Origin of the sequence: Anaerotignum neopropionicum (genome assembly GCF_001571775.1) — a bacterium.
Classification (GTDB): domain Bacteria; phylum Bacillota; class Clostridia; order Lachnospirales; family Anaerotignaceae; genus Chakrabartyella; species Chakrabartyella neopropionicum.
In genome coordinates this window covers 558,821-583,493 of record NZ_LRVM01000001.1, presented here as the reverse complement: position 1 = coordinate 583,493, position 24,673 = coordinate 558,821, and the positions used below count along the sequence as shown (strand labels likewise).

Annotated in this window: 33 protein-coding genes; 6 read left to right on the top strand and 27 right to left on the bottom strand. The window is 40.8% G+C overall.

Annotation, left to right across the window (positions count from 1 at the left end):
- Nucleotides 1-4: 4 nt before the first annotated feature.
- The 17 genes from CLNEO_RS02775 to CLNEO_RS02700 are packed head-to-tail and all read right to left on the bottom strand — an operon-like array spanning nt 5 to nt 8,200.
- Complete coding sequence (locus tag CLNEO_RS02775; RefSeq protein WP_066083976.1) at nt 5-1,261, bottom strand: phage tail spike protein; 1,257 nt, start codon at nt 1,259-1,261, stop codon at nt 5-7.
- A gap of 4 nt (nt 1,262-1,265) precedes the next feature.
- Nucleotides 1,266-1,562 carry a hypothetical protein gene (locus CLNEO_RS15700; protein WP_157723457.1) on the bottom strand — a complete coding sequence of 99 codons (297 nt, stop codon included), beginning with the start codon at nt 1,560-1,562 and terminating at the stop codon, nt 1,266-1,268.
- Nucleotides 1,492-2,187, bottom strand: coding sequence for a replisome organizer (locus tag CLNEO_RS16150; protein WP_201032847.1), 696 nt, complete (start codon nt 2,185-2,187; stop codon nt 1,492-1,494). The genes CLNEO_RS15700 and CLNEO_RS16150 overlap by 71 nt, the downstream gene beginning before the upstream one ends.
- Nucleotides 2,188-2,595, bottom strand: a complete 408-nt coding sequence (locus CLNEO_RS02765; RefSeq protein WP_066083973.1) for a RusA family crossover junction endodeoxyribonuclease — start codon at nt 2,593-2,595, stop codon at nt 2,188-2,190.
- Nucleotides 2,596-2,603: 8 nt separating this feature from the next.
- Complete coding sequence (locus tag CLNEO_RS02760; protein ID WP_201032845.1) at nt 2,604-2,900, bottom strand: hypothetical protein; 297 nt, start codon at nt 2,898-2,900, stop codon at nt 2,604-2,606.
- On the bottom strand, nt 2,897-3,439 hold the full coding sequence (locus tag CLNEO_RS02755; protein ID WP_066083970.1) for a hypothetical protein: 543 nt from the start codon (nt 3,437-3,439) through the stop codon (nt 2,897-2,899). The genes CLNEO_RS02760 and CLNEO_RS02755 overlap by 4 nt, the downstream gene beginning before the upstream one ends.
- A gap of 4 nt (nt 3,440-3,443) precedes the next feature.
- Entirely contained in the window at nt 3,444-3,953 is a 510-nt protein-coding gene (locus CLNEO_RS02750; RefSeq protein ID WP_066083967.1) for a hypothetical protein, read from the bottom strand.
- Nucleotides 3,954-3,965: 12 nt separating this feature from the next.
- On the bottom strand, nt 3,966-4,454 hold the full coding sequence (locus CLNEO_RS02745; RefSeq protein WP_066083964.1) for a siphovirus Gp157 family protein: 489 nt from the start codon (nt 4,452-4,454) through the stop codon (nt 3,966-3,968).
- Entirely contained in the window at nt 4,451-4,603 is a 153-nt protein-coding gene (locus tag CLNEO_RS15695) for a hypothetical protein (protein WP_157723456.1), read from the bottom strand. The genes CLNEO_RS02745 and CLNEO_RS15695 overlap by 4 nt, the downstream gene beginning before the upstream one ends.
- Nucleotides 4,596-4,778, bottom strand: a complete 183-nt coding sequence (locus CLNEO_RS02740) for a hypothetical protein (protein ID WP_066083961.1) — start codon at nt 4,776-4,778, stop codon at nt 4,596-4,598. Before CLNEO_RS02740 ends, CLNEO_RS15695 begins: the two co-directional genes overlap by 8 nt.
- A gap of 12 nt (nt 4,779-4,790) precedes the next feature.
- Nucleotides 4,791-5,759 carry a pentapeptide repeat-containing protein gene (locus tag CLNEO_RS15255; protein WP_157723455.1) on the bottom strand — a complete coding sequence of 323 codons (969 nt, stop codon included), beginning with the start codon at nt 5,757-5,759 and terminating at the stop codon, nt 4,791-4,793.
- Nucleotides 5,760-5,798: 39 nt separating this feature from the next.
- A complete protein-coding gene (locus tag CLNEO_RS02725) occupies nt 5,799-6,095 on the bottom strand; it encodes a hypothetical protein (protein ID WP_066083953.1) in 297 nt (98 codons plus the stop codon).
- Nucleotides 6,092-6,307, bottom strand: a complete 216-nt coding sequence (locus CLNEO_RS02720) for a hypothetical protein (RefSeq protein WP_066083950.1) — start codon at nt 6,305-6,307, stop codon at nt 6,092-6,094. Before CLNEO_RS02720 ends, CLNEO_RS02725 begins: the two co-directional genes overlap by 4 nt.
- Nucleotides 6,304-6,936, bottom strand: a complete 633-nt coding sequence (locus tag CLNEO_RS02715) for a hypothetical protein (RefSeq protein ID WP_066083947.1) — start codon at nt 6,934-6,936, stop codon at nt 6,304-6,306. The genes CLNEO_RS02720 and CLNEO_RS02715 overlap by 4 nt, the downstream gene beginning before the upstream one ends.
- A complete protein-coding gene (locus CLNEO_RS02710; RefSeq protein WP_066083944.1) occupies nt 6,933-7,118 on the bottom strand; it encodes a hypothetical protein in 186 nt (61 codons plus the stop codon). The genes CLNEO_RS02715 and CLNEO_RS02710 overlap by 4 nt, the downstream gene beginning before the upstream one ends.
- A 12-nt stretch (nt 7,119-7,130) precedes the next feature.
- A complete protein-coding gene (locus CLNEO_RS02705) occupies nt 7,131-7,883 on the bottom strand; it encodes a hypothetical protein (RefSeq protein ID WP_066083941.1) in 753 nt (250 codons plus the stop codon).
- 11 nt (nt 7,884-7,894) lie between these two features.
- Nucleotides 7,895-8,200, bottom strand: coding sequence for a MerR family transcriptional regulator (locus tag CLNEO_RS02700; protein WP_066083938.1), 306 nt, complete (start codon nt 8,198-8,200; stop codon nt 7,895-7,897).
- A gap of 133 nt (nt 8,201-8,333) precedes the next feature.
- Here CLNEO_RS02700 and CLNEO_RS15690 point away from each other — a divergent pair, with 133 nt between their 5' ends.
- On the top strand, nt 8,334-8,489 hold the full coding sequence (locus CLNEO_RS15690; protein WP_157723454.1) for a hypothetical protein: 156 nt from the start codon (nt 8,334-8,336) through the stop codon (nt 8,487-8,489).
- 19 nt (nt 8,490-8,508) lie between these two features.
- Here the strand turns inward: CLNEO_RS15690 and CLNEO_RS15685 are convergent, their stop codons facing one another.
- The 3 genes from CLNEO_RS15685 to CLNEO_RS02690 all read right to left on the bottom strand — a co-directional run bounded on the left by CLNEO_RS15685 (nt 8,509) and on the right by CLNEO_RS02690 (nt 9,283).
- A complete protein-coding gene (locus CLNEO_RS15685) occupies nt 8,509-8,667 on the bottom strand; it encodes a hypothetical protein (protein ID WP_157723453.1) in 159 nt (52 codons plus the stop codon).
- A gap of 12 nt (nt 8,668-8,679) precedes the next feature.
- A complete protein-coding gene (locus tag CLNEO_RS02695) occupies nt 8,680-8,886 on the bottom strand; it encodes a hypothetical protein (RefSeq protein WP_066083936.1) in 207 nt (68 codons plus the stop codon).
- 97 nt (nt 8,887-8,983) lie between these two features.
- Nucleotides 8,984-9,283, bottom strand: a complete 300-nt coding sequence (locus tag CLNEO_RS02690) for a hypothetical protein (protein ID WP_066083933.1) — start codon at nt 9,281-9,283, stop codon at nt 8,984-8,986.
- 170 nt (nt 9,284-9,453) lie between these two features.
- On the opposite strand from CLNEO_RS02690, the gene CLNEO_RS02685 reads away from it, so the two are divergent.
- Nucleotides 9,454-9,813 carry a helix-turn-helix domain-containing protein gene (locus CLNEO_RS02685; RefSeq protein WP_066083929.1) on the top strand — a complete coding sequence of 120 codons (360 nt, stop codon included), beginning with the start codon at nt 9,454-9,456 and terminating at the stop codon, nt 9,811-9,813.
- A gap of 578 nt (nt 9,814-10,391) precedes the next feature.
- Entirely contained in the window at nt 10,392-11,492 is a 1,101-nt protein-coding gene (locus tag CLNEO_RS02680; protein WP_066083926.1) for a tyrosine-type recombinase/integrase, read from the top strand.
- A 51-nt stretch (nt 11,493-11,543) separates the two neighbouring features.
- On the opposite strand, the gene spoIID is transcribed toward CLNEO_RS02680, so the two are convergent.
- The 5 genes from spoIID to CLNEO_RS02650 form a co-directional block, all read right to left on the bottom strand.
- Nucleotides 11,544-12,464: a stage II sporulation protein D gene (spoIID, locus tag CLNEO_RS02675; RefSeq protein ID WP_066084578.1), complete on the bottom strand. Its 921-nt coding sequence runs from the start codon at nt 12,462-12,464 to the stop codon at nt 11,544-11,546.
- 345 nt (nt 12,465-12,809) lie between these two features.
- Entirely contained in the window at nt 12,810-13,607 is a 798-nt protein-coding gene (locus CLNEO_RS02670) for a hypothetical protein (RefSeq protein WP_066083920.1), read from the bottom strand.
- Nucleotides 13,608-13,631: 24 nt separating this feature from the next.
- The gene (locus tag CLNEO_RS02665; RefSeq protein WP_066083916.1) at nt 13,632-14,504 is read right to left on the bottom strand and encodes a radical SAM protein; all 873 of its coding nucleotides are present in this window, start codon (nt 14,502-14,504) and stop codon (nt 13,632-13,634) included.
- A gap of 433 nt (nt 14,505-14,937) precedes the next feature.
- On the bottom strand, nt 14,938-17,694 hold the full coding sequence (locus tag CLNEO_RS02660; protein ID WP_066083915.1) for an S-layer homology domain-containing protein: 2,757 nt from the start codon (nt 17,692-17,694) through the stop codon (nt 14,938-14,940).
- Between the two features lie 346 nt (nt 17,695-18,040).
- Nucleotides 18,041-18,433, bottom strand: a complete 393-nt coding sequence (locus CLNEO_RS02650; RefSeq protein ID WP_066083910.1) for a YhcN/YlaJ family sporulation lipoprotein — start codon at nt 18,431-18,433, stop codon at nt 18,041-18,043.
- A 127-nt stretch (nt 18,434-18,560) separates the two neighbouring features.
- Between CLNEO_RS02650 and CLNEO_RS15680 the strand changes: the two genes are divergently transcribed.
- Nucleotides 18,561-18,728: a hypothetical protein gene (locus CLNEO_RS15680; RefSeq protein WP_157723452.1), complete on the top strand. Its 168-nt coding sequence runs from the start codon at nt 18,561-18,563 to the stop codon at nt 18,726-18,728.
- Nucleotides 18,729-18,815: 87 nt separating this feature from the next.
- Complete coding sequence (gene ychF, locus CLNEO_RS02645) at nt 18,816-19,913, top strand: redox-regulated ATPase YchF (RefSeq protein ID WP_066083908.1); 1,098 nt, start codon at nt 18,816-18,818, stop codon at nt 19,911-19,913.
- A 422-nt stretch (nt 19,914-20,335) separates the two neighbouring features.
- Here the strand turns inward: ychF and wecB are convergent, their stop codons facing one another.
- Nucleotides 20,336-22,183, bottom strand: coding sequence for a non-hydrolyzing UDP-N-acetylglucosamine 2-epimerase (gene wecB, locus CLNEO_RS16725; protein WP_083531801.1), 1,848 nt, complete (start codon nt 22,181-22,183; stop codon nt 20,336-20,338).
- A 41-nt stretch (nt 22,184-22,224) separates the two neighbouring features.
- Complete coding sequence (locus CLNEO_RS02635) at nt 22,225-23,103, bottom strand: fumarylacetoacetate hydrolase family protein (RefSeq protein WP_066083905.1); 879 nt, start codon at nt 23,101-23,103, stop codon at nt 22,225-22,227.
- A gap of 351 nt (nt 23,104-23,454) precedes the next feature.
- On the opposite strand from CLNEO_RS02635, the gene CLNEO_RS02630 reads away from it, so the two are divergent.
- A complete protein-coding gene (locus CLNEO_RS02630) occupies nt 23,455-24,672 on the top strand; it encodes an argininosuccinate synthase (RefSeq protein ID WP_066083904.1) in 1,218 nt (405 codons plus the stop codon).
- Nucleotide 24,673: the final 1 nt, after the last annotated feature.

Below are 24,673 nucleotides of genomic sequence, written 5' to 3'. Positions count from 1 at the left end.
CCCTTTATACGATGTTTCCGTCTGCATTTATAATTGTTTTCCATGTGCCGTTTACACCTGTACTGCTGTGCCTTAAGCCGTAACTGCCAAAATGGAACAACTTTGTCGCATCCGCTGTGCTTGTGCCATCTACGCAGATATAAAGCCCCATGCTATCAATGGTTACCTTCCCTGAAATCAAGCCATATACCTGTTTTACCTCTGTGCTTGCGCTTGTAGCCGCCGCAAGGCTCTTTTCTCCGCTGGTAACGGATGATGTCAAATCGGGTACAAAATCGCCCAATTCCACGCTATTGTATCGTTCAAGTAAGCAATCCCATTCATATGAGATAACCTTTGCTTTCTTGTGGAATCCCATTTTTACATTGGATACCGTCACCACGTCACCTAGTTGAACCTCTTCCAGAATGGCGTAATCTGCGTATTCGACCGTCTTTGATAACTCTTGAAAATCAGCCTTGATATTTACTTTTGGCAAATCACATCCACCGTCAAATAGCTCCTGTACGGCATCGGGAAGTTGAGCGGCGGTCAAACTGCTGTCCTCAAAAACATAAATTTTTGGATACTGATAATTGCCGATATGTGGGCTGTCCCGATACGCCCCCGACATAGCCACGCCATTTTTTCCGTAAGCGTAAATTCTGGTGGCTACCTCTGAAATATCCTCGCTGACTTCCAAACCTACTAGGTTTTTGCCGTATCGAATAGCCACGCCCCGATCCTGCCCGATTGAGGTTTTCATGGTCACGGTAAACCCATCACGCAGAATCTCACCGCCAAACGCTTTGACAAAACTGGTTGTATCATCATCCATACTCAATAAGGCAGTTATTGGGTTGACCTTGGTCAAATTTACCGTTCCTGTGCCGCTCATTGTTGTGGATAGTGTAAATGGTTGGGTAAATACAAAAGCCGCTTTAATGGCGTTTAAAATGGCTTGTGGCGTACCTGTTGCATTGACGGTTAAACAAAGATTATCCAGCAAATCATAGAAGATGTGACGGGCATTGACTTTGATCCCTTCCATATCCGGCTTAACATGATAAATCCGAAACGGCTGTTTTCCCCTCGGCGTGGATGCATAAATAATCCGCTCCTTTTCAAGCTTCTCCCACTTCCCCCATTCGTCATAAGGGTGTTCCATTTCCAACTCATAAACACCGTTTAATTCCTCTGTGACACTACAAAGGCTCGGGAGCAATGCCCCCAAGCCTAATGTGTCAAATGCTGTGCTATTTTTTTCGTGTATGGTAATCATCAAATCACCCCATTAACCCCAACAACTCAGTATACTGTTCCTCTGTGATGCGGTCATTGAGAAGGTAAATGTCCATCTTGCTTAGGCTCCTGCGCTTTTCCATGCACTCGCATTCTTGCATATACTCATACCCATTTTCGAAAACCATGATATTTCCTTTGTTTTTGCAAACAGGGCAGTCGAACCCGGTTAAATTTCCTTCTCTGCTGTTATAGGCCTTTGCTTTATCATCACAAGACCATTCCGTTGTATTTACTGTTGTCGCTCTCCTTAGGCTTTGAAGATGCTCCAGACCTTCCACCGCTGTCACCTCTTTCCCAATTCCTTACGGCTGCTTTCCAATCCTTCATTTTGTTTTTACCAACCATCCAGCCTTTACAAGCGTAGAAGTCAATAAATCTTTCTGCATCAACGCTGTTTTTTCTTTCAGTGCAGTATTCTTTTACTTGTTCAATGGTGGGTGGGGTAAAAACGGTACGTTTTTTACTACTCTCTTTTAAACCTTTATCTAAACCTAAACCTAAACCTAAACCTAAACCTGTGTTATCATTTTGTTTACATTCTGGAAACATTTTGTTTCTATCGTCAAAAGAGTATGATTTATTGCCTTTTATCAGCAATCTGCTAACCTCTTCTTGATAAACTGTAGGCGTGTATCTATCACCTTGGATGGTATTGTGCATCTTCCAGTGCTTAATAACGATCACGCCATCGTCGAATACCAGAACAAATCTTTTTGCGATAAGAATTTTTAAATCATCATCACTTGCGCCGATCATGCGCTGTATTCTTTTTGGGTTTCCGATAAACCCATCATCATCTGCACGCATATTTAGATGGAGGTATAAGCATTGGCTTGACAGTGGCATATCAAGAAAGGCATCGCTGTCCAAAATGTGCATTGTAAACATTCTTTTTTGTGCCAATCATTCCACCTCCTGCAACCACACAACCGTCTTAGGGTTTTCGGAATACTCTTTCTTTGCCGACAACATGAATATTTGCCCATCGTCCTTGTATGCCGTCTTATTCAGCGCATCCAGAACGGTTTTTAACAGGTTGTCCAAGTCTGGTTTTTTTGTATGGAATACCTTACCAAGAAGAATTTCTTTGACCGTCTTTTTTGGTGTGCTTTTTGGTATTGGCATATAAAACGCCACCTGCACCGCTAAAGGCTTTTCCGTCGGGATTAAATTGCCGTATTTCGCATCCCAACATTGCTGTATGTATTTCTCGGCATCCTTTGTTTTCTTCGGCGTGTAGGTGCCAAATTTACAAACTCTAGGGCGGCCTTTTGCTACTGGTGCGCCGGGTATTTCGATTTTAAATTCCATGTTTCACCTCACAAATAATTCCTGCCAATAAGGTTCATAAAATATTGCCGTGAATTTCCGTCGGATTCAAATTGCCGCTGACAATCCTGTTTAATTCTCGTATCTAATTCTTTGTTAAAATGAACCCCGTTGTTGCTCATATTATGTAAATCAGGTATAAGCCAAACCCAAAATCCAAACTTGTCCGATACGCTTCTATTTTTGCCTGCGTAAATATGGTGTTTGTGTAAAATATTGGTTCTTCCTGTCAAATAACATTGTTTTTCTTTTCCTTGCAAAACCGATACCAAATGACTACCTTTCACTTCCACGCCTCCTTTAACTGCTGCAATTCGTCAGGTGTTAATGTTTCAATGCCTTGGTCTTTACAATCTTGGACAATGCCGTCAATCAACCTTGACATTTGCTTTGTGTTGTATACGCTGCTACCGTAGTATAAGGCGATTATTGTAAACCCGTCATGATTGGAATAATCTAATTTTTCAGCAATCCACCCAGTGCCGTTCAAGCTCCAACTATGTATCAATGTATCAACTGATTTTTCATCAATCTCGACTTCACGAAAAACACCAATATCTTTTATATGTTGCCGATAAACCTCAAGCTTTGCGATATTTAATTTCTCTGCTAATTTATCGCACAAAACCCACATATAAGCGTTTGCATCTAGGCTTCTATTCTTGCGGAACTTGCTGACTTTCAAGGTCAGCTTGTCCGCATTTAAAGAGTTAAATTTTTCTTTTAAGGCATCGACTTCATAGCTTTTGTAATCGGTTTCAAATGATATTTCAATTTTATTAGAAATAATTTTTAAAACAGGGTTATTTGCTGTCAATGTGAACATTTAATCACTCCTGCTCTTTTTGGGTGTAAACAAAAACCCTCTTCTTTGTTTTTAAATTTCTAATTGATAACCCTGTAATTACCTTGTTTTCGACTTTTATTTTTTCAACGGAAAATTTATCGAACGTAGTTTTTTTGCCGTTTTTGTCAGAAATATTCATGTCACTAGCATTCACCCATACAAATGGGGCTGTATATAGTTCCCTGCCTATTCCCCAGTTAAAACACGCCCTTTTAAAGCTGTCAGATGCAAGCCCTTTTTCTTTCTCTGTGTTGCTCTCGGTGCCTGTATCTTCTTTGGAAATCCATTGTTGCTTTTCGGCATCCCATATGGATACGGTGCAATTTGCATTATCTCTACTGTGCTTGCGCTCCCAACCTAATGCGCCTACGGTTTCATCGAGAATATTCATGTCACATCTAGCATCTTTGTATAATAGTAGCGCACAGCCTTTTTCGCTAATCTGCGCCACCCTGACGTCGATTTCATCGGCTTTTAAATCTCTGAATTGCATAATATGTACCCCCTACCTAATCGAAAGATGTTCACCACGTTCTTTTAATATTGCAAACTTAAGGGTTTCTCCGCCCTCCAAGGCTTTTCTGATTTTTTCATTATCGGTTTCGGCAACAATTTTTTTATAATCTTCCGGAACGTCTCCAAAAACATCAATAGATTGCTTCCCACCGTTTTTAGCAATTGAAAAACTAAACATTGGTGTTTTGAACTTTGTATTTCCTGTGATTTTCATAGCCGTAAACAAATTATCAGAAAGAACTTTCTTCCTAGCTTCATAGCGTTTTTTTCTTTCGGTAAGGCGTTTAATTTCTTCCTCGATTGCAACAATATCGCCGTCGATATTTTTCATAATTTTGGCGTAGTTTTCCGCCTTTTCCTCAATCTCAAATTCCGTAATTTCCATGGTGTCGGCTATGGCCTGTTCGTCATATTCCTCAGACAAAAGCATGTCCTGTAATTGTGTGTAATTTTCGGTTAATTCGTACAATGTACTCATTTTGCATCCTCCTTTTTCTTGCAAATCTCTTCCGGGTAGCTACTTCCGTTCCCGTACCAAATGCCGCCAATATACTTCCAATCCGCTAGCACCTCGAATGGTGCCTTATGTACTGGGCAAATTAGCATCACGCCGTAAAAATCATTCATTCGGCTCACCGCCCAACATTGCGATAATGTCCTTGGTTGACATGGTTTCTCTCAATGCGACAAAAGCCTTTAACGCCTTAATTCTGCCGTTCTGTTCCCAAAATTCCTGTTGGTCGGTTTCGGGAATTATCTCTGCTGATAGTGGCGTTTTCTTTCCAAACTTATCGAATTCCATTTGACATTCCTCCTATATCTCAATTCCTGTAATTTCCAAAAATACTTTTTCATCGAAATTCGGCAAATCCATAACTGCCTTTTTATCATCATCATCCAGTTTTTTCCACATCATTTTGCATGCTGTTTTAAAATCAACTGTTTTTAAGTAGCCACCCATAATTTCATGCTCTGGATGCACTGCTTTTTCTTCAACACTCATGTTTTGTGAATAAATCCACCATGAGTTTTCGTAATTCCAGCGTAAAACTTGCATTCCTTTGAGCGATGTAATGCTATCCCTATTTAAATCCGTAGGGATATTAAACATCGCAATCTTTTGGCGTTCGGAATTCAAGAAACCTGTGGAAAAATCACAACTGTTCCAGTCGCCTGTGTTCCGGTTGCCTGTGTTCCGGTCGCCTGTGTTCCAGTCGCCTGTGTTCCGGTTGCCTGTGTTCCGGTTGCCTGTGTTCCAGTCGCCTGTGTTCCAGTCGCCTGTGTTCCGGTCGCCTGTGTTCCGGTTGCCTGTGTTCCGGTTGCCTGTGTTCCGGTTGCCTGTGTTCCGGTCGCCTGTGTTCCAGTCGCCTGTGTTCCAGTCGCCTGTGTTCCGGTCGCCTGTGTTCCAGTCGCCTGTGTTCCGGTTGCCTGTGTTCCGGTTGCCTGTGTTGCAGTCGCCTGTGTTGCAAAGTCCGGTACAATCATTTCCTTCATTGACGATTGTCAGCAACTCGTGCCACGGGATTTCACGCACAATCAAAATTTTGTCGGTAACGCTTTTATTGTCGCTACTCTCGACCAAACCTAACGCTTCAACCTCTGCAACATTGTTATTACTGTTAAAATTGTAATAATTAAAACAATCGCTTGCTTTTTGGCAAAAATGAAACCCTTTTCCGCACATTTCAATATTTCCGTTGTGAACAAATTCTTTTCCGACCTCATATTGAAAATCTCTGCAAGTCCAGTCTGGATTGAAAACTTTATAACCTTTAATTCCCATGATTGACATTCCTCCTAGTTTCATCTAAACTTAAAGTGATTATTTATCTCTGTCCCCTTCTGGAATTGCAGTTCCTTGGGGACTTTTTATTGCAATTCTTTCGGTCAGCTCGTCAAACAGGCTCACCCAAGAATATGTAAACACTACGATCAAGAAATATTTTAGAACTGGGTTATTCGGTAAAGCATCGTACATGGCGAAAATAAACCCGATATTCGCCGCAAAAGCAAACAACCATATAAACACTACCTTTGCAACCAGAACCGCTCTAGCACGTTTTAAACGGCTCACTCGGCGGTCAATTATTCGTTGTTGCCGTCGTTCAGCTTCACTCACATTATTTCCTCCCTTTTCCATCCATTTACCCCGTGCCACGCCCCATTGAACGTGAACACCGAATAATCAATTTTGTTTTCAATCGCTTCTCTTTTCATCCTTGCCCGGCTACAATCGGGGCATATGTATCCTTTGCTTGTGTCCGCGTCTTTGTCGATTTTCCACATAACGCCGCACTTTGAACAGCGGACACGGCGGACGTATCGTTTCATAGCTGACCACCCCACTGTTCCGCCATCGCTTTGGCTATTCCGGGGAAGGTTTTGGCTCTGTTTTTAGCATCATCGCCACGTTTTGCGGCTCCGTATTTGTTGCGGTCTTTTCTACCTGTACCAGCTGGTACATATGGCCCTATTGGTTTTGCATCTGGTGAAGTGGGTATTAATTGCGGCAATCCTTTAAGCCATAGACGAGTTTTCTTAGTGTAAGGATGTTCGTTTTCGGGGTCGTACTCATATGGTTGTATCTCTTGTGAATGTCGTGGCATTTGAAATACTTTGCTTGAAACAGGGTTTTCTATTGCGATTCTGTCGCAATCAGCATTGTAGAATTTCAAAAAAAATCCCTTTGCTTCTAAGCCTTTCATGTATCTTTCTTCATTTAAAACGCCTTTTTGTGGATAAAGCCTACACGCTCCTGCATTGCTTAAATATGTGCAAGGAGGATGGGCGATAATCATATCCCATTTGATTTTTAATAATTCGAGTGCATCGCCCTGTATATGCCACTCAGGATGGCCGCCACTGCACGGTTCTATATCGCAAGAATACGCTTCATGACCTAGCTTTCTTAGTTCGATTGTTACCGCTTGCGATTCCTCACAGGCTACTAATACTTTCAAACATTACCACCCCATCTTTTCTGCATCCGATACAATTCAGCCTGTTGCAGTAGGTCATTAACTGTCTTGTCACTGGCTGAAACCTTCTGGATGTTAATGGTCACATTCTCGTGCGCCAATTCGCAGAGCATTACCGCCGATTCCTCGGGACTGAGTTCGTATTCTGTTTTAGTGATTTTCATAGCGTTCCCTCCTTAGCTCCAATCTGCTTCTGGTTCCGCTTCCGGTGACACTTCTTCTTCCATTTCTTCTTCATCCAAAACGATTTTACAGAAACCTCTTTTCAGCTTCAAAAGTAGAATTTCAAAACTGTTCAAATATCTAAGGTTGTTAATATCGGGGTCTATCTTTAATTCAATATCCCAACCATTGCCGTCATACTTTTCCCAGTTGTGAATAGGAATTAGAACATTCATTTTTTCGTCATGCTCGCATTCGAAAATGATGTTGGCTTTCTTTAAATCTGACCATGCTCGCCCTTCTTCGTGTTCAACCGTCATGGTTACTTCTACATTTTCATAACTAGGCTCACCATCCTCGCAATTAACTTCCAATCCACTTGTTTCAACCTCTGCCGCAACGTAATTGCACCATTTCCCGAAAAGCTCGGAAACTTTAATTGCCTTGATTCTTTCATCTTCAATCATTAATTCCTTGAAATTTTCCAGCAGCTTCTTGTTTTCAACTAATGCGGTACTGTTAATAATTTCCGTCAATACGGAATCCAACTTTACCAGATAGCTAGAAAAATCGTATCTTTCGAGTGCTGGAACCATTATTTCCTCTACTTTAGCCTTGATAACCTTGTTTACAGCTCCGTAATGCCCCAATAAATCTGACACGGCTGTATTCACACCTTTTTCAAACTGCTCAGAAATAATTTTCTCAATGGTGCCGTCGGATAACTTTTGTTCGGTTATGCTCTTGATGCTTTCTTCTAAGTTCATTATGTTCCCTCCTATGCTTGTCTTGCCAATTTCGCCGCCACTTCGTTGGCTGTGACCGCCATTTGATATAATGTGCTTTTCAGCATTGCATTTTCGTTCTCTAGCCGTTCAATCCGTCTATCTCTCGCCCTCAATGCAAATACGCTGACGGTGTTTATGTCGATTCCCTCACGTTCAATTGCTTCTATGTAATCAGATGGGAACATGTTTGTTACTTTGTTCGGCTTGATTTTCTTCTCCGCAATCCAATTTGTTATGGTTTTTCTGTCAACCCCCCAGCGTTTGGCTAGGTCTGTTTGCGTGAGCATTTCATGCATGGTATCCCTCCTTTTGTGGTATTTTGTGGAATATTGTGGTACTATTTCCCTAGAAGGGAGGTGAAGATGATGTTTATTGCTCGTTGCCCTATCTGCGACTGCGGAATAAAATTCGAGCACGAAGATGAATTGTATGGATTATCAACTTGCCCAAAATGTGGATTTGATTTCAACTCAAACAGATGTGCAAATCCAGAATGTAGAAAACACCTTAATTACAGCACCATGTTTTGCCCTATGTGTGGCAATGAAAGTACATTTTATTTGGACTGTTACGATGTCAAAATAACTTTTGTTGACGATGGAGATTAGACAAGCTTTTCTCCGCACTTCCAGCAATAATTATCATTGTCCTTGTCAGTAACTGCACCGCAGTTAGGACAAGTGTCTTTGTTTTTTGCTTTGCTGAAAATATCGCCATTGTCTATGCGCTCTTGCATTAGAGCGCATTTTTCTTGCTTATCCATACATATCCTCCTTTAAGATGCTTTGTCTTGCTCGTCACATTCAAACAGATAGAAAAAATCACAGTTGAAAAGGTTCAACATGGTTGTGATTTGCGTTCTGTTGAAATTGCCGTTCTTTTTCTTAGATTCATATGTAAGTCTTGCGATTCCAAGTTTTTCAGCCATTTGAGCATTTGTAAAACCTAATCTTCTTTGTTCCGCTTCGAGATTTCTAAACATTTAATCAGCTCCTTTCTTTTTATTTGCGGTTTCCCACTACCACCACGAATGGCGGTTTCGGCTGGTAACCATCCAGCCATCATCAGGTAGGTGCATTCTAATCATGCTTATAAGCGTTCACAACTTCTTCGAGTTCCATTTTTTCGAATGCAATTTCTTGTAGCCTTTGCTTCGCTTGGATGTATTTTTCTTTTTTTGAAAGCTCTTCCTCTGCAATTAGAAGTCTGTCGTAATGCAACCGCTTTTTAAGTAGCTTATCAAGTCCAACCGCATCAATGATTTTGCAGAAATCATCTTTGTCAAGGTCAAGTAAAATGTAAAGAGAATTTATGTACCAAAGCTGTTCCTCGTTTATTTGCACTGTTCTCAATCTTCCGTTTGCCTCTGCTAATGTCATACTGCCATCTCCTTTGTTGTTTGCGTTTTGCAACCTTGCAGCTTTAGTATAGTTGCATAATGAAAACTTGTCAATAGTTTTTGCAAAAAAAAGTTTTCAAAATGCAACTTTTTTAATTGACGTGCATATAATATACGTTGTACAATGTAGCTATCTAAGGAGGAATTGATATGCTATTTGGTGAAAAGATTGCAAAAGCACGAAAAGAAAAAGGATTGACACAGGAGCAACTAGCCGAAATGATAGGTGTTGCAAAATCAACATTAACAGGATATGAAAAGGGAAACAGGGAACCTGACCTTTTAAAAATTAAAAAACTTATTTCTATTTTGGATATTAACCCTGACTATTTATTTGAAACTGAAAGATATAAAGAGCAACCAAACACACAGCCTACCTTTTCCCCCGACACTCTAGCCGTTGCCGCTGAATATGAAGCCGCAGACAGCAGGACACGAAACAAGGTACGTTGCATCCTAGATATGGAATTGGTTCCAGAACAACAGGTTCCGAGAAAGCAAACGTCATAAGAATGGAGGATTTCAAGCAAAAAAAGAAACGCCCTATTGTATGGTAGGGCGAATGGAGGAAATGCAAATTGATTGAAAAATGGGCAGAGAAAAAGCGAGTATCTCTACTCGCTCTCTCTTGTGATTGGTTAATCAGTTCATTGTAGTCCTCCTGTAATTTATCACAATTTGTCACAGGTTTTTTTAGGTGACCAAACCTAAAGTTTTAAAAAGGAAATCGAATACTCACGACCCCGTATGATATTTTTATATTATCATGTAAAAACAGCGTTGTCAATTGGAATACCGCCAATCTGCTACACCAAAACTCACACAGGTTTTGTAATATTTGACGGAAAAGTGGTCAGCTTTTTGTTTTCAACTCGCAGACGATGGCATTCATTTACTGCTTTTTGCTACCGCTTATGTATGTCTTTTGCGATGCTGTACGTCAATCCAATTACGCCAATAACAATCATGGTAATTTCATACGGTGACATGCAATTCTTTCCTTTCCCTGTATGCCGACAGGTAGGTATATCTTACCACTTGTGTAAAAAAATATCAACAAATATCGAAATAAACTCAGGAGGGATACCATGGACTACAACATCACATATCGTGAAAAAGACAAAGGATGGCAGTATATTATAAGTTATAAGGTAGATGGCAAGTGGAAACAGAAAAGCAAACAAGGCTTTTCACTGAAAAAAGATGCAAAGACGGCAGCCGAAAAGCATCTTGACGTGCTGAAAAAAGAAGTCGAAATGACCGCCAATGTTGAGCCACAATATAAGGGCATCACGTTCGGGAAGTTTGCAGAGGACTTAATCAAACACGAGAAACTACACATGACCGCAAATACCATAAAATCAAAGAAAACCGCCGTGAAGAAATTTGATGATATAAAAGATATCGAATTAGCTGAACTGAAGAACATGAACATACAGAAATGTGCGGACGAGCTGATAAAAGACGGGCTTAAGATTTCCACAATTAAAACGTATTTAACCAAAATAAAATATATCCTAGACCAAGCTGTAACACCTTATGGAATAATACCATCTAATCCAATGAAAGAAATTAAGCTTCCTGTTATGCAGTACAATGATGATGAAAAGGAAGTAAAAATACTAGAAAAAGACCAGACTGTAAAATTGTTTGTTTTTTTGCAATCTAAAAAAGTATATACAAAATATTATTATCTTTGCTCTTTCGCCCTCGGTACAGGCTTAAGGCGTGGCGAATTGTTGGGGCTGACGTGGGATAATGTTGATTTTAAAAACAATGAAATCCATGTGGTGCGCCAATGGAAGCTATTGGACGGTAATGAGGAAGGTTTCGGAACACTTAAAAAGAAAAATAGCAAAAGAGTTGTACCGGTTGCCAAAAATACTATGAATGAATTAGCAGAATATAAAAAGGTGTTCAATGTTATCAATATGGACAACAGGGTATTTCCGTTTTCAGGCAAAAGCGTCACGAGAAACGTCGCTTATATATCAAAAAAAGTCGGTATCAACATCAACATCCATATGCTACGCCACACCTACGCCACCGATTTGATAGCGAACGGCGTTGACTTTAAAACCGCTGCCGCCATATTGGGGCATAACGTGGAAATGACAATGAAGGTCTATTCCCACGTTACTAATGACATGATGCGGAAAGCAGCGGAAAAAATCAATCAAATTTTTTGACGGATTTTTGACGAATTGAAAAAAATGCTTGATTTTACAGGGAAAAAAGACTTATGCAATATTTTCAAATGAAATTCCCTGATAATAATGACATAATATTTCCCGATAATCCATGCCTTCCTCCGCTAAATAAGAAGCGCCATATTGGCTCATTCCTGCACCATGACCATAGCCATGGGTTACAAAAACAAAGCTGTCCCCTTGCCGCTCCACCTCAAAGTTTGCGCTGCGCAGCCCCAGCGCGGTGCGAACCTCCAAACCGCTTAGACTAATGCCGCCTACTCTTAACTTTTGAATGTAGCCCGCTTGGGATCTATCTATAATATTGAAGGTCAAATTCGTTTCATCTTGATTTAACTCCCCAAATTTTTGCAGCTTATCCCAAACCTCCTTAGCGGAAATCGTACAAGTATATTCGTTATTGGGCGCATTCTTATCCTCCTCGCTGTCAACGCTTTTTAAATAGGGCAGAGCACTGGACCACACATTTTCCGAGGCCTCTGTTTTGCCGGCGCTTTGGGCATGAAATACCGCCAAAATTGGCTCCCCATCATAAACCATAATTTCGCCCTGGGTTTCCTTTACCGCTTTTCTAATTTTATTTGCATTATCAATATAATTTTCGCCCCATTTTTTCTTTTGCTCCACAACGGAATTGTAGGCTTGTCCTACATCATAAAGAACTTCTTCGGAGCCCGCCTCCTGCATCTTTCTCACTTCATAGGTACGAGCAGCCACAGCCTGCGCCTTTAAGGCTTCTTCCGGAAAAGAAGCAGGCATTTCCGCAGAAACAACCCCCACAATATATTCCTCCAGCTCCGGCGAAAACACATCATCAATCCCGATCAGCGTTTTTGCCTCCTTCACCTCTTGGGTGAAAAATCCGCCCCAAAGCAGGGTAATGAACAACGGAAGAAGGATAACTGCCAATATAATATATCCAATCAGGATTGCCAAAAGCTTTTTTCCCATGTTTTCACTTCCCCTCCCTCCAACATATGAAGAAAAGGGACGTTCCATGCTTTGCAGAAGGAAGAATCCGGGGCAAAATTCGGCTATTTTTTGACGATAACAGTGCATTTCAATACAAATACCTGCTCTCGATTTTTCGGAAAGTTTTTTTTCAATGCTTTTTTCAAATTTATCAAAAAATTTATTTCTCCGTAGAAATTTTGGCGACAAATAATATCTCTACTCCTTAATTTAGCGTATTTCCGGTTTTAAAAAAGCCTCTTTATAAAAATCAAGGAATCAAAAAACCTGTATCACATAGCATCTGCTTTGCAATACAGGTTTTTTCATTTCATAAAAAAATATCTATACCAAAAATAACCATACACCAAAGGCTGTGACTAAAATACAACCAAATATACCAAGCTTAGCATCCCGTCTGTCTGTTCTGCGGATTCGTTTTAAGAATTCAGCCGCATCCAACTGCGTAATATATAACCCACCAAAAACCCCAATTTTTGCCTTGAGATTTAATATAGATTCCTGCTGCAGCATAAAATAGGTGCGCCGCGTCATTCTAAAATGATAGGTAATTCCATTTTGAATTCCCTCCAGAAAATAGCCCTTACCAATCCCTTTTTCCACACCGCTTTCGCTGGCGATATAAAACTGACAGGAAAGAAGCGTCAGCTCCTTTTTTTTGCAGTATAATCGATCCATCGCAGTAAACACCATTTGTGTAAAAATCCAATTCAAGGCCAGCATCGGCGTTATAGTAAGCAGCATTGTCCAAACACTTCCGTGGTCACTTTTCCAGCCCTGAACATTTAATATATACCCATAGAGTTGAGCCTGGGCAAAGGAATATAAAAACATGATGAACACAATGATATATACCATTGCAAAAATAATGCTGTGGCGCTTTCTGACCTTTGTATTCCACATTTTTACATCCACCAAGCCTCGTCGGCAGACCCAAAACATCAAAATGCAAATAATTACCATCAACCCGTTAATTGATATATCGCCTTCATAGGTAATGGTCATTGCAAGAATGGGTATCAGCCAAATACAAATGGCAATCCACCCCAGCCTTCCTGACGTGGCAGAAGTAAAAACGCACCAATATATTGTTATCAAGGTAATAATTCCCAACCACGCCATATGCCCTTCTCCTTACCCGAAAACTCAGATTCCTCTAAAGCTGTCGGGGCGGAACGAGCTCCGACGGCGGCTAGCCTCAATTTGCGCCAAAATTTTCTCTTTATCTCCATTTAATGTACCGCCCAATGCAGTATAATTAGACGCATGGTTTGAACGGAACACAGTGCCCTGGGCATCTACGTTACGAATAAATAATTCCGTTTCATCCAAAACCTCTTGGGGATTCAAAAGCTCAACTTCCCCTCTTTGCACCTGATCGTATATTTCGGTGCCGGGTTCAACCATTAATGTCAAAAATCCCACATACTCTGGCTTAATGGCAGAAATCACCCTTGCACTGCCCAAAGCATGCTCCTGCCAATATTTTTTCCCGCCTAACCCGGAAATTACAGTCATGGAAAGCACCATCCCGGCCTCCCTCACCTTTTTGCCTGCCTCAATCATTTCTGCGGAAGTAACACCTTTTTTTACATCCTTCAAAACTTCATCCGCACCGCTTTCCAAGCCCACATAAACCATATCCAAGCCAGCTTCCTTCAAGCGGCGTAAGTCCTGGGGAGTCTTGTTGATAATATCCTTTGGCGCACCATAAACGGAAATTCGTTCCACTTCGGGAAAATATTCATGGCACTTGTCAATAATATACAACAAATCCTCAGTCTTTACAATCAACGCATCGCCATCAGCAAGGAAAATGCGGCGCACCTGAATGCGGTTGTAATAGTTTCTTGCCATTTCCAAGTCCTCCGCCACCTCATTTAAGGGACGAATACGAAATTTTTTGTCCTTATACATATTACAAAATGTACAGGTATTTCTGGCACAGCCAATTGTTAATTGAATAATTAAGCTTCCCGCCTCGCTGGGCGGTCTATATACCGTTCCTTCATATCTCATTTTATAATCAACTCCTATTCCCATACTATCTTATCTATTATACAGGGATTATTGCAAAATTATCAATACCCATTTCTTACAATTGACAAAGATCACAAATTTGAATATAATTAAGCTTGTACTTTTGGTCTTTGTATATTGTTTGCGACTATTTGGATGAATTGTTTCGGGGATAAGAATACAACCTCTCGGCTGTTTTTTTACACTAAACATTTTTCCTTCTACGCCACAGCCCAATAAGCCTAGCTAGGTCCGGTCATTCCGGCACACCCATTCCTTGTCTGCGTTTATTCGGTTGCAATATCCAAAGAAAAAAAACAAGGGCAATTTTGCTCTTGTTTTTTTTATTGATTTTTATTGAAAAGAAACTTTACTTATTCATAATGCATAATTTATAACTACAAATTATGCATTATGAATGATACATCGTATTTCAGCCTGTTACGGATTGCAGCAAACCGTCACTGTTAAATGTAAGCTTTACGGTTTTGCCTACGGCAAGATCATTCACCTTATCTTTTGCAACACCACTGATATTAATCGTAGGGTTGGCAACCGTATTAAACGTGAACTTATTCCCATCCTCGGTCAAAATTCTTAATAATTTGGTGTCATTATTATATTCCTGGAAAGCACCCTTAGCATCTTTGATGTAAACATTTATGCGTTCCACATTATTCTTTTCATTCAGTCGAACCTCTGCATATACAGTAACGTCCTCGTCCTCAATCGCTGACTTCACACGATCTAAGGAAGTAGTGTTCAAGCTATAACTATGCAAGTCTGTATTGGAGCTGCTCAACCATCCATAAACCGCAGAATTGCCAGAGAATTTCAAACCGTTCGCCGCTGATTCAGCAGTACCTTTTGCGCTGATAGATCCAGATAAATATGCATTTTCAGAAACATTGATTTTTTGCACAATGCCATCTTTGTCAAAGCTTAGCGTAAGTGCAGAGCCAATATAGCCCGATGTTCCAATGTCCTCATAGGTATAATCATCCGTTCCGGTAGATGGCTTTCTAGCTGTAGTAAATGTAATTTTTTTACCATCCGTAGTTTCCAGCACCAATTCTTTTTCATCAATATCATAGGAAACCAGATTGCCCTTAGCAGCCGTAGGCCTTGCTTCAATGGACTGAATAACGTTATTGCCATCCGCCTTAATTTCCGCATAAAGGGTAACCCCGCTAGATTCTGCCATTTTTCTGAAAACAGTCAAAGAGCTCACCGGGGAACCCAACATAACCAAGGGATATTTCACCGTATTTCCATTGGAATCAGTACCCGTAATTACGTCAACATCCTTGCTTCCATCAATTTTCACATTATACTGGTTTAACAATGTATAGGCTACCGTGGAGTCTTTAAATTTCAGCGTATTTCCGGAAAGAGAAGCAACCTCGGCAGTTCTTTCTGTATACGCACCACTGCCTGTAGACCACGAAGATTTTTGGGTAGACAGATATACCTTGTTTATTTTTTTGCCACTATTAAACTCAACCTTGCCATAAACTTTTTTATTATTATCGTCATTTGTGTCAAAGTAGGTTACCGCATTGGAGAGTTTGCAAGATAACCAATCATCATCAGATGTATCCCACTTATAGAACGTAATATTTGAAACGGGGTTTGTTGAGCCAAATTTATAAGTAAGATTGTTGCTGCCATTTTTCAAAACAATTCCCGTATCCGAAAGATCAGCCACTTCATAAATGGAGGATGTATCACTGCTCACCGTAAAGCTCTCCTCGGATAATATTATCTTCGTTGCTTTTCCTGTTTTATCCACCGTAACTTTTACATATACCGTTCCGCTGTTTGCCAAAGACTTGAGCTGTGACAAAGAAACCGAGGTTTCATTAATGTAGTAAGTACACCCAGATGCAAAGTAAGTTCTGCTTGTCGCACTGGAATCACTAGCCTTAAAGGTAATAGAAGTGTCATCCATGGTGCTTACAATGCCGGAGCTCATATATTGTTCGTAAAAGGTCACATAAACCTCTGTAGCATATGTGTTTTCAACCTGAGTAGAATTGCCGCTGCTGTCCTTGCCCTTTTCCACCTTTGAATTGGTATTAATTCCGGCATAAGCATATTTATCGGAATTATCTTTTAATTCAGTTTGCAAATCAGCCCGCTTAATGCTCTTGTTATCTAAATAAAACAGACAGTCGCTATCTAACTCTATTTTTTCAGTTTCTCCCGTATTATCATTTTCAATCGTTACTTTGTCGGTGGCTAAAGCTGTAATATAACCCGTAATATTGTATTTTTGCTGCAGAGTTGAACCATCCACAATACGGATTGTATCTAAAGCACCGCTGTTATAAGTAAAGCTAACCTTATCTCCCACGCTTAAGCGGGATAAAGCCAATTCCTGTGTAGTACTCCCACTGTAAAGCTTTACATGCTTCGCTGTAGCATTAAAATCCAAAGCCATGCCGGCATCTGTTTTTATGGTTATTTTATAGGTGCTGCCGTCCCCCTCAAAAGCAGTGACTGTTCCTGTGGTTTCCATACCATTCTTTAATACTTCATAGGTTTTATTCAGCATAACTGCCATTTCTGCACGGTTGATATTGTTTGTGGGGTTAAAATTATTACCAGTATCTCCATTTATAATACCAAGACGAGCTAAAACATCAACCAAAATAATAGCATCCTCGGAAATACGATAATAATCATTAAACTTACTGGCTGTCGCAGCTTTTCTGTCCACATCATAGCGCACAGCCATGGCATTGCCAAACATCTTTGCCACATCCTGTCTTGTAGCAGAATTGCTGGTTTTTCCGGTCATGAACTTTGCCATATCCGTTGTGGTAATCAAGCTTTTTTCCAGTCCATAAGAAACTGCGCTTTGTGCCCAGGTAGGAATATTATACGCTTGCATAAATGTAGTATATTTGTATTGCTCTGCTGCATCCAGCTGCTGCGCAGTGCCCGTTTTCACCAAAACAGAATACAGCATTTGTATTGCTTCACAATATGTAACGTTATTACGGGCACGGAATGTGTTGTCCTCATACCCGTTTAATAAACCTAAATCGGCAACGCTATTAATAACAGCTTTTGCCCCGTCCCAAGGAACATCATTAATATCCTTAAAACCTGCTGCATATCCTGTTACATTCATGCAGGAAGATGCCATCACTGCTGCCATAGCCAGTGTTATTTTCTTTTTCATGAATTTACCCCCTTTTGTTCTTTTTGGAGCTTCCATATTTTACTCTTGCTTACAAGTTTATCATATTTTTTTTAACATGCCTAGACCTTTCGTTCTTAAGGATTTATTAAAAACTTACAAATTGGAATAAAAATGAAATTATTTTACTGTTATATTTTGAAAAATGCTAAAAACATCATATATTTTACACGAATGCCTTTCTGTTACAAACGCATAATTAGCATAAATTTCCAAGAATCTTTGCAAAAAACCAGCCCGCCTTGCCACAATTTCCAGAAAAAATTCTGTTTGCTGCAATCGGGCTGTATTAAAGGGTTTCGGTATGAATTTCTGCATTTCCTCTCTTTCACCTTGCTCTTTTTTGTTCCATTTCCTCAATCAAGGAAACAATTTTTTTATTGGTTGTGATTGAGGTATTATTGATATATTCGTCAGCTTCCCGGGCAGCATTGTCTGCTTCTTTGCTTATTCTAGCCGCCTCATTTTCCATGCCATCCTCCAAACGCAGCCCAATAATAGCCGTATGCCCTTCCACCACTACTGCGTTACCGGAAATCCCTTTAATTTTGTGAAGCAAAGCTTTAATGCTTTGTGCTCGTTCCTCAAAGGTTTTATCTCCAATTTTTTCATCCGCTTTTACAAAATGCACACCGGACAAATTATTTTCCGTTACCTTTGCGGAACATCCGCTGAAAACAAATATTGCCAAAATCAAAATACTCATCCTTTTTTTCCACATTTTTCGCCGCCTCCCTTTTTCTTTAGTATGTCTTAAAAAAAAAGATTTATGAAAAGCAACTTATGGTTGATTTTGATTTTTGCCCTAAAATCGGATATACTAAAGGCAGAAAAAAGGAGGCGAAAAAATGGAGCCCAATAAAAAGAAGCATTTTCGTGTAATTGTGAAAAATATTCACGAAACACCTGCAAATGGAATTTATTTAACAAATGTTGAAGCAGCTAAGTTCTGTGTTTTCGGAGGTATTGTTTTTTTTATTTTAACAATTTTTGCTGTTTTTCCCCGAAAAAAATAAGGTTCCACTACTTCTTTCTTGCCAATTGAGTCCCTTTTCGCTATAATAATTTCAGTATGAGTGAAACCCATGGAAAGGAAGAATAACATGAAACTCGGTATTGTAGGTCTGCCCAATGTGGGCAAAAGCACCTTATTTAATTCAATGACATTGGGAAAAGCGGAGGCGGCCAACTATCCCTTTTGCACCATTGACCCCAACGTAGGCGTAGTAACCGTTCCCGATGAACGTTTAACAAAACTGGCCGAAATACACGCTTCGGCAAAAATTGTACCTGCGGTCATTGAATTTGTTGATATTGCAGGCTTGGTTCGCGGTGCAAGCAAAGGCGAAGGCTTGGGGAATAAATTCCTCTCCCATATTCGTGAGGTGGATGCCATTGTTCACGTTGTACGCTGCTTCGAGGACACCAATGTAATCCACGTTGACGGTTCTGTAGACCCCATTCGTGATATTGAAACCATCAATTTGGAGTTAGTATTCTCCGATTTAGAAATTTTAGAGCGTCGAATTGCGAAAACAGGAAAAATGGCAAAGGCGGACAAGTCCTTGCAGCACGAAATGGATCTTTTGCAAAAAATAAAAGATACTTTGGAGCAGGGAATTTCAGCAAGGGCCATGGAATTTGATACGCCTGAGGATAAGGCTTTCGTGGAATCCCTTACGCTGCTGACGACAAAGCCTGTTTTATATGCTGCAAATGTATTGGAAGAGCATTTGGCTGATGACGGCACTACCAATCCTTTTGTTGGAAAGGTGCGGGAATATGCGAAAAACGAAGGTAGTGAGGTATTTGTCCTTTGTGCAAAAATCGAAGAGGAAATTGCCGATTTAGACGAAGGGGATAAAAAAGAATTCCTTGCGGAACTGGGCGTAGCCTCCAGCGGACTTGACCGTCTGATTGCTGCAAGCTATCAGCTTTTGGGCTTAATCAGCTACTTAACCGCAGGTCCCCAGGAAACCCGTGCATGGACAATCGTCAACGGCACAAAAGCACCCCAGGCAGCAGGTAAAATCCATAGTGATTTTGAAAGAGGCTTTATTCGTGCAGAGGTTGTTGCCTATGACGATTTGATTCGTTCCGGCTCTAACACCGCCGCAAAAGAACAAGGCTTGGTTCGTTCCGAGGGCAAGGAATATGTTTTTAAAGACGGAGATGTGGTTCTGTTCCGCTTTAACGTATAATTGCATTTTTCATAAATACAAGGTCAATACCTTGAGGACTTTGCCCTCAAACACCCACAAGGGTTTCGTTCAGCACTTTGCTTCGCAAAGCTGTCCTTCGGACAGTTGGCACTTCTTTGCCATTGCAACCTTGATCATTTAGAAACCGCATAACTATGCGATTTCAATAAAAGTTTTTGGTCTTGCTTTTTACAAAAGCAAGCAGGGGGTCATCACTTTTGCAAAGCAAAAGCCGCCTTCGTCGTCTGCCCTATCTCGGGCAGTGAGAGGGCGGCGCCCAAGGTTTGTGAATTTCAAATACTCCACTTTCGGGATAAACAAAAAAACGATAATCACTAATTCTGGTGATTATCGTTTTCTTTATGTTGTAATATCCATTGCAATATAAATTAATATATTGCTGTGACAATTTTTACTTTTTCTTATTTATTTTCCTCATAGGAAGGCTCTTTCTTTGATGCTTCTCCTTCCACCAATTCTTCTGCAAGCGCCTCAGCCTCTTTGGTTTCCTCATCTTCTTCCAAAGCAGCATCAAAATCCCCAAGGGCGGACTTCAAAAAACTTTCTGCATCATCAATTTCATTCATTTGAATTTGCAATGAATTTAAAACTGACTCAACATTTTGCGTATATGCCTCCTCTTCTGAAAAAGCATCTGAATTATCCGTGGCCGAAGGCTCTGTTTCCTGCGCATCCATGTCTGTCCAGTCCTCAGCCTGATCTCTTTCTCTTTTTTCCTTCATCTTTTCCCTGTAATTTTTTACATCCTCCTTTAGGCTGTCCATCATCTCTGCCATTCGGAAAGCCGCACTTCTTACTGCCGGTTCAAGATCTTCAGCCTTTTCGGAAGCCTTGTTCGCCATATCCTTAACCATGGGCTGAATTTTTTCCGCCTTTTCGCCTACGGTCTTGGCTACGGAATTCAAAGCCTCTCCCGCCTTGCCCAAAACATCCCCTACAGATTTGCTGATTCCTTCCTTGTCAAAGCCTGCGCTGCTTTGTAAAATAATTAATAATCGCTCTGCTTCATCAACATTGATAATCCCTTTTTCCAGCATACTTAAAATTGCCATCCGTTCTTCATTCATTGATCGTTCCTCCTTTTCATGGGAATTTATATAAACATTATATTCATCCGGTCTATTTTCGCTTTTCCCAAAGGCAAATAAAATGCTTTCCACAATGCGTCTGGAAGCCTGTCCGTCCCCAAAGGGATTCTTTGCCCGGGCCATTTTTTCATAGGCCGTGCCGTTGTCCAAAAGCTCCTTTGCAGCAGAGTATATTGCTTCTTCATTGGTCCCCACAAGCTTTAATGTTCCGGCTTCCACCCCCTCGGGACGCTCCGTCACGTTGCGAAGCACCAAAACAGGCTTGCCCATGGAAGGAACCTCCTCCTGCAAGCCACCGCTATCCGTCAATACCAAATAGGAACGGCACATTAGGTTGTGCATATCCTTTAAATCCAGAGGCTCCGTCAAATAAATTCCCTGGGTTTGCCCAAGAATTCTGTGAACAGGCTCCATCACCGCTGGGTTTTTATGCACTGCATAAACAACCTCCACATCGGGATATTCCTCCACCAAACGCTTTACGGCATGGCAAATATTTTCCAACGGCTCCCCAAGGTTTTCCCTCCTGTGGGCAGTCATGGCAATGACACGCTTCTTTTGAAAATCAATATGATTTAGCTCCTCCACCGTAAAGGTATAGCCCTCCTCAATGGTATGTGCCAATGCATCAATGACGGTATTTCCTGTAACGAAAATACTATTTTCATCCAAATTTTCCTTTAAAAGATGCTCCTTTGCCAAGGGCGTGGGGGCAAAATGCAAATCCGTCAGCGCCCCTGTTAAACGGCGGTTCATCTCCTCGGGAAAGGGTTGATATTTATCATAGGTACGCAGCCCCGCTTCCACATGACCCACCTTCGTTTGATTGTAGTACGCAGCCAAAGCCCCGGCAAAGGTGGTAGAGGTATCTCCATGCACCAAAACAATATCCGGCTTTTCCTTTGCAATAACACCCTCCAAGCCTGTTAAGGCTCTTGTTGTAATTCCTGCTAAGGTTTGTCTTGACTGCATAATATCCAAGTCATAGGCCGGGTGCAAATCAAAAATCTCCAGAACCTGATCCAGCATTTCTCTGTGCTGCGCCGTTACGCAAACAATGCTTTCTACTTGTTCGTTTTTTTCCAATTCCTTCACAAGGGGGGCCATCTTGATTGCCTCCGGTCTTGTGCCGAAAACACTCATTACTTTAATTTTATTCATGCTGGGTGCCGCGCTCCTTTATGTCTAAATTTAGGTCAAACTTACTTAATATAATTTGTGATTGTACCGATGCCATCAATTTCGCATCTTACTACATCGCCCTTTTCCAAAAATTTGGGGGGATCAAAGCCCATACCAACACCCGCCGGTGTACCCATGGCAATAATAGTGCCTGCCTTTAAAGTCATTCCCTGTGAAAGCTGGCTGATTACGTCGGCAACGCCTGTAATCATCAAGGATGTGTTCCCGTCTTGTCTTAATTCCTCGTTCACATAACAGCGAATCCCCAGGGCAGGAGGGTTCTCAAATTCATTTTTCGTTACAATCCAAGGGCCAATGGCAGTAAAATCATCCAAACTCTTGCCAAAATACCACTGCTTGTGGGCAGTCTGCAAATTTCTTGCGCTAAAATCATTGATAATCGTATAGCCAAAAACATAATCAAAGGCATCCAGTTGGGAAACATTTTTTGCATCCTTCCCAATGATTACGCCCAATTCAACCTCATAATCCAACCCATCCACAATGTCCCAATGACCATCCACCATTTCATGGTCTGCCACAGCAACATTCACACGCTTGGAAAAGTAAATGGGCGCAGGTCTTTCGCCGCCAAAAGCTTCATCATGAAACTTCGCCGCTTCCTCAGCATGGGCATAGTAATTAATTCCCAGACAAATCAGATCCTGCTTAGGCACCGGAATGGGGGAAATTACCTTCACATCCCTCATGGGAATACCCTTCATCAATTCCTTATTTTTTTCCAATTTTTTTTCTTTTTCCGGTGTCATCAAGTCTAAAAATTCATTCATATTATGGGCAGTACAGCCTAAGTAATTTACAGGCACTACTTCCAAACCATCATCCTTCAGTACACCAACCATTACTCTACCACTATTTTTAAATGTTAAAACCTTCATTATCAAACACCCTCCTTTTTCGGTTTTCTTTTGTAGTCAAATTAATTTCTAGTATCCATCATATCATAAAAAATGTATGAAGCAAAGACCATTCTTTCGTATACTTCACCTTAATAGAGCTACTTATCCCTCTCACCTTTTGCATAAATATACTGATTTCATTTATTTTTTTGATAAAAAATAGCTAAATGCGCCTTATGGCAGAAATGCATTTTAACACTAATATACAAAAAAACTTAATTCTTTTTATTTTTATTATTTTCTATTGCATTTTACCCCTTCGTTATGTATAATTTGTTTATATTATTCATTCTGAAATCATTTTTCAAATATAAGGAGGATACAATTATCATGAAAGAAAAAATTGTTTTGGCATATTCCGGTGGTCTTGATACTTCCGTTATTATTCCCTGGCTGAAAGAAAATTATGATGCTGAGGTCATTGCTGTTTGCGGTGATGTGGGTCAGGGCAAGGAAACCGATGGCTTGGAAGAAAAGGCACTGCGCACCGGTGCAAGCAAGCTTTATATAGAAGATTTAACTGAAGAATTTATCACAGAGGCAATTTACCCTTGCATTAAGGCAAACGCTGTTTATGAAGGAAAATACCTCTTGGGTACCTCCATGGCAAGACCAATTATTGCGAAAAAATTGGTTGAAATCGCAAAAAAAGAAGGCGCAACGGCAATTTGCCACGGCGCAACAGGCAAGGGCAACGATCAGGTTCGTTTCGAATTAACCATTAAAGCTTTGGCTCCTGAATTGAAAATCATTGCGCCTTGGCGTCTGGATACATGGGGTATGGAAAGCCGTGAAGACGAAATGGCTTACTTGGAAGCAAGAGGCATTCCTTTCCCTGCAAAGAAGGATGATTCTTATAGCCGTGACCGCAATATCTGGCACTTAAGCCACGAAGGCTTGGAATTAGAAGATCCCGCGAATGAGCCTAATTATGAACATTTGCTCCAGATGGGCGTTTCTCCCGAAAACGCACCGGACGTACCCGAATATGTAACCGTTGATTTTGAAGCTGGCGTTCCCGTTTCTGTAAATGGCGAAAAATTAGGTCCCGTTGCTTTGTTGACAAAGCTCAACGAAATCGGCGGAAAAAACGGTATCGGTATCATTGATATTTGCGAAAACCGTGTTGTTGGCATGAAATCCCGTGGTGTATACGAAACCCCCGGCGGTGCAATATTATACTATGCACACCGTGAATTGGAATACCTTTGCCTAGATAAGAAAACATTAGCGTACAACGAGGTTGCAAGCAATAAGCTGACGGAATTGGTTTACAGCGGCGAATGGTTTACGCCTTTGAGAGAGGCTCTTTGCGCTTATTTCGACCATACCAATGCTACCGTTACAGGTTCAGTAAAAATGAAGCTCTATAAGGGCAACATTATTTCCGCAGGGGCAACCTCCCCTTACAGCCTATATAACGAATCCATTGCAAGCTTTACAACAGGCGAAATGTATAACCATAAGGACGCAGACGGATTTATTAACCTGTTTGGCCTGTCCATGAAGGTTCGTGCAATGATGCTGCAAAATAACGAGAATAAATAAA